General features: G+C 63.2%; 5 protein-coding genes. All 5 read left to right on the forward strand.

Going from position 1 to position 3,988, the window contains the following annotated elements:
- The first annotated feature begins 137 nt into the window (after positions 1-137).
- Positions 138-2,150 (forward strand): prohead protease/major capsid protein fusion protein, encoded by a 2,013-nt coding sequence (locus QZ196_RS17290; RefSeq protein WP_296428605.1) that lies wholly within the window; start codon positions 138-140, stop codon positions 2,148-2,150.
- 36 nt (positions 2,151-2,186) lie between these two features.
- Positions 2,187-2,528, forward strand: a complete 342-nt coding sequence (locus tag QZ196_RS17295) for a DUF2190 family protein (RefSeq protein ID WP_296428606.1) — start codon at positions 2,187-2,189, stop codon at positions 2,526-2,528.
- The gene (locus QZ196_RS17300; RefSeq protein ID WP_296428607.1) at positions 2,525-2,839 is read left to right on the forward strand and encodes a hypothetical protein; all 315 of its coding nucleotides are present in this window, start codon (positions 2,525-2,527) and stop codon (positions 2,837-2,839) included. Before QZ196_RS17295 ends, QZ196_RS17300 begins: the two co-directional genes overlap by 4 nt.
- Positions 2,836-3,465, forward strand: coding sequence for a DUF6441 family protein (locus tag QZ196_RS17305; RefSeq protein WP_296428609.1), 630 nt, complete (start codon positions 2,836-2,838; stop codon positions 3,463-3,465). Before QZ196_RS17300 ends, QZ196_RS17305 begins: the two co-directional genes overlap by 4 nt.
- A 164-nt stretch (positions 3,466-3,629) precedes the next feature.
- The coding region (locus QZ196_RS17310) for a phospholipase D family protein (protein ID WP_296428611.1) at positions 3,630-3,988 on the forward strand (359 nt) is incomplete at its 3' end.

The following is a 3,988-nucleotide window of genomic DNA, read 5'->3' on the forward strand; positions in this document are numbered from 1 at the left end:
CCCGCCACGATACGCCGCCCTTCAAATCACGCCATCACCCAAATTCCCGCATAGCTCAAAGCCAAGACCCCGGCTCGCTGGACGGCGAGGCCGGCCAACCACCGCAAGACCCCAGCCAAAGCTGAACGGAGCCCCACATGCCGAAAGACATCATCGATCTGCCCCTTCAGGGGCGGATGGCCTCTGTGCGCGCGGGCTCGGCCGATGAGGCCGCCCGCACGGTTGAAATCATCTGGACCACGGGTGCCACCGTGCGCCGGGCGCGGTTCTGGGACGAAGCGGTCGACGAGGAACTCTCGCTTGATCCCGGCATGATCCGTCTGGAACGCCTCAATGCCGGTGCGCCGTTCCTGAATGCCCATGACGCGGGATCGCTGGACTCCGTTCTTGGCGTGGTTGTCGACGGATCGGCACGGATTGCCAATAATCAGGGCACCGCCACGATCCGGTTCAGCGAGCGGGCCGATGTCGAGCCGATTTTCCGCGACATCGCGGGCGGCATCATCCGCAACGTCTCGGTCGGCTACCGCGTCCACCGCTACGAGATCACAAAGCGCGACGGCGGGCCGGAACTCTGGCGCGCTGTCGATTGGGAACCCCTGGAGATTTCCGCCGTCGCGATTGGCGCTGATCCCGGCGCACGGGTCCGGTCCGAGACCACCCACACTGCCGCCATGAACACCTGCACCCTGACCCGTACCACAAACCCAGACACGGAGGCTAAAATGCCCGAAGATATCCAAACCACGGCCCCGGCGGCGGCGCCCGCCCCCGCAACGCGGGCAGTTGATCCCACACCGGCCGCCCCGGCGCCTGCGCCTGCGCCTGCGCCGGCGACACCCAGCGCCGACGCAATTCGTGCCGAAGCCCAGCGCGCCGCCGCCGATATTCTGACGCTCTGCCAGCGCCACGGCCTCGACAACATCTTCGCCGCCGATCTGATCGGCCGCGGTGTCACGCTCGATGCGGCCCGCGGCGCCGTGCTGGATCGGCTGGCAGAGGGTGACACCGTCGGCACCCGCACCGGCGCGACGGTTCCTGCAGCCGCCCGTGACACCGGCGCCACCGAGATCGCCTATCGCGATGCGGTCACAGACGCGTTGATGCACCGGCACGCCCCCGGGCTGCACCAACTAACCGAGGCCGCGCGGGAGTTTCGCGGTCTGAACCTGCTCGATATGGCGCGTCATGCGCTGGAACGCCGGGGCATCAGCACCCGCGGCATGTCACGGATGGAACTGGCGACCGAGGCCCTGCAAAAGCGCGCCGGGCCCGGCTATCATTCCAGCGCGGATTTCCCGTTCATTCTGGCCAACGTCGCCAACAAAACCCTGCGCTCAGCCTATGACAGCACACCCCGGACCTTCACCGCCTGGGCGCGGCAGGCGACGATCACCGACTTCCGTCCGGTCCAGCGCACCCAGTTGGCCGGGGCGCCGGACCTCTTGCGCGTGCCCGAAAGCGGCGAGTTCACCTATGGCACCATGGGCGAAGGCCGCGAGGTCTATGCCCTGCTGACCTATGGCCGGATCATCGGCATCACCCGCCAGACGCTGATCAACGACGATCTCGACGCCTTCACCCGCATCCCCTCGGCCTTCGGCGCCTCGGCGGCCGACCTTGAGTCCGATCTGGTCTATTCGATCCTGACATCCAACCCGCTGATGGGCGACGGCGTGGCGCTCTTCAATGCAGGCCACGGCAATCTCGGCACGGCCGGGGCGATTTCCGAAACCACCCTCGCGGAAGCCTACCGCTTGTTCGGCAACCAGCGCGGGCTTGAGGCCCGGCAAATCTCGGTCCAGCCGCGCTATCTGATCACGCCTCCGGGCACCCGGTCGGTCGAAGCGCGCAAGAACGTCACCGCCACCACCCCGAATGCGGTGGCAGGTGTCAACGCCTTTGCCGGGCGGCTGGAACCAATTGAGGAGCCCCGCCTGATCCCCGCGGCCGGGGCCGATCCATGGTTCCTCGCTGCTGATCCGAACCGGATCGACACTGTGGAATATGCTTATCTTGATGGCAGCAACGGCGTTTACACCGAAACCCGCATGGGTTTCGAGGTCGACGGCATGGAAATCAAAGCCCGCCACGACTTCGCCTCCAAAGCCATCGACTGGCGCGGCCTCTTCCGCAACGCGGGCGTCTGATCGCACCCATTCCCCCTCAATTACTGGAGAAACCTGATGAAAAACTTCATCGGCGTCGGCAACCGCGTCACCCTCACGGCCACAGCCGTCACCACGTCCGGCCAGCCGGTTCTATCTGGCTCGTTGTTTGGCATTGCCGAAAACGCCGCCGCCATCGGCGATCCGCTGGTCCTCGTGCTGAATGGCATTTTCGACCTCACGAAAACCGCGTCACAAGCCTGGACGGTGGGCCAGCTGATCTATTGGGATGTGGCCACCTCCCGCGTTACCAGCACCGTCGCGACGAACAAGCTGATCGGCGTGGCGGTTCTAGCCGTCGGCGGTGGCGCGGGCGAAACCACCGGCCGGGTTCGCCTCACAGCAGCGAGTGCAAATTGACGGTCTTCGATCTGGCGACAAACACGCTGTTCAACGACCCGAACGTTGCCGCCGACGGGCTTTTGCGCTTCGGCGGCACCGGTCCTGCCCAATCCATCCGGGTGATCCGCGCCATGCCGGATCGCTTTGCGAATTTCGGCGACGGGCGTTTTGTCGTCGATACCGTGCTGTTGAATGTCCGCCTGTCTGACGCGGCAGAGCTTTCTGCGGGCGATACCGTGGAAATCGCAGGCCAGCTTCATGAAATCAGCGGCACCCCAACGCGGGATACGGGCAGACTTGTCTGGCTGGCAGAGGCGCGGGCGCTGTGAAACTCCTCGCCGGTATTCAGGGCGATCTCCGCGCCATGATGCAGGCGGAAGTCGAGGCCGCAGAACACGCGGTCACGGCTGGGGTTTCTGAGGCGGCGACCGGCCTACAGATGGACTGGCGCGGCCAGATCACCGGTGCCGCTTTGGGCCGCGGGCTTGCCAATTCGATCCGCAAGAAGATGTATCCAACGACCGGAGCTTCAATCCGGGCGGCCGCGGTGGTCTATTCCAATGCCTCGAACGTGGTCGATGCCTTTGACCGGGGCGCCCTTATCCGGTCAAAAAACGGCTTCTGGCTGGCAATTCCCACCGCCGCTGCCGGAAAAAAAGGTGTCGGCAACAAGCGGATCACCCCCAGCGGGTGGGAGCAGCGCACCGGCCAACGCCTGCGCTTCGTCTTTCGGCGTGGCCAACCAAGCCTGTTGGTTGCGGAAACACGGCTGAATTCGAAGGGTCGGGCTGTCGTCTCAAGGTCAAAAATCGGGCGTGATCTCGCGACGGTGCCGATCTTCATCCTCGTGCCGCAGGTGAAGCTGCCTAAACGCCTGAGCCTGGAAGGCCCGGCGCGCGAGGCAGAGGCGCGTCTGCCCATGCTGATCGTAGCGAATTGGAAGGAGGGAGTTTAACCAGAAGAACAATGGTGCGTCGCTTGCCATGATACGTGTAAGTCATAAGCTGGCCAAAGAGCCTAGTCAGCATACGAATCTTGGTCACTCACTCTCTCGAAGCTGATCAAACACCATAGCAGGCATTCGGCTGCATTAACGTCAGAATACTTTGGGAAATCAGGATGCAAGAATTTCTATCAGGTGCCATGCTTGCCAAAAAAATACGTGAGGTCTGTGAAGGGGACAATCGTCGACTTGCAGTCGCATACTGGGGCGCTGGAATTCCTGAGGCACTGTCTTTGGATGACTGCGGCTCCTCCCGAATAATCTGTGATGTTTCATCCGGCGGCACAAACCCTGCGGCCTTAAAGAGCTTGGGCGCACCCAGTAACAAGAATTTACGCCATGTGCCCAAGCTACATGCAAAAGTATACATCTCGTCGATTGGAGTGACTCTGTTGCACAAATCGGCTGATGGCCGAGGTACCCCTTTCCCTGGACAGACTTATCCCACGGTCTCTGTGACGGGTATGCCGAGCGC

The organism is Yoonia sp., assembly GCF_017854565.1.
In the GTDB taxonomy this organism is placed as follows: domain Bacteria; phylum Pseudomonadota; class Alphaproteobacteria; order Rhodobacterales; family Rhodobacteraceae; genus Yoonia.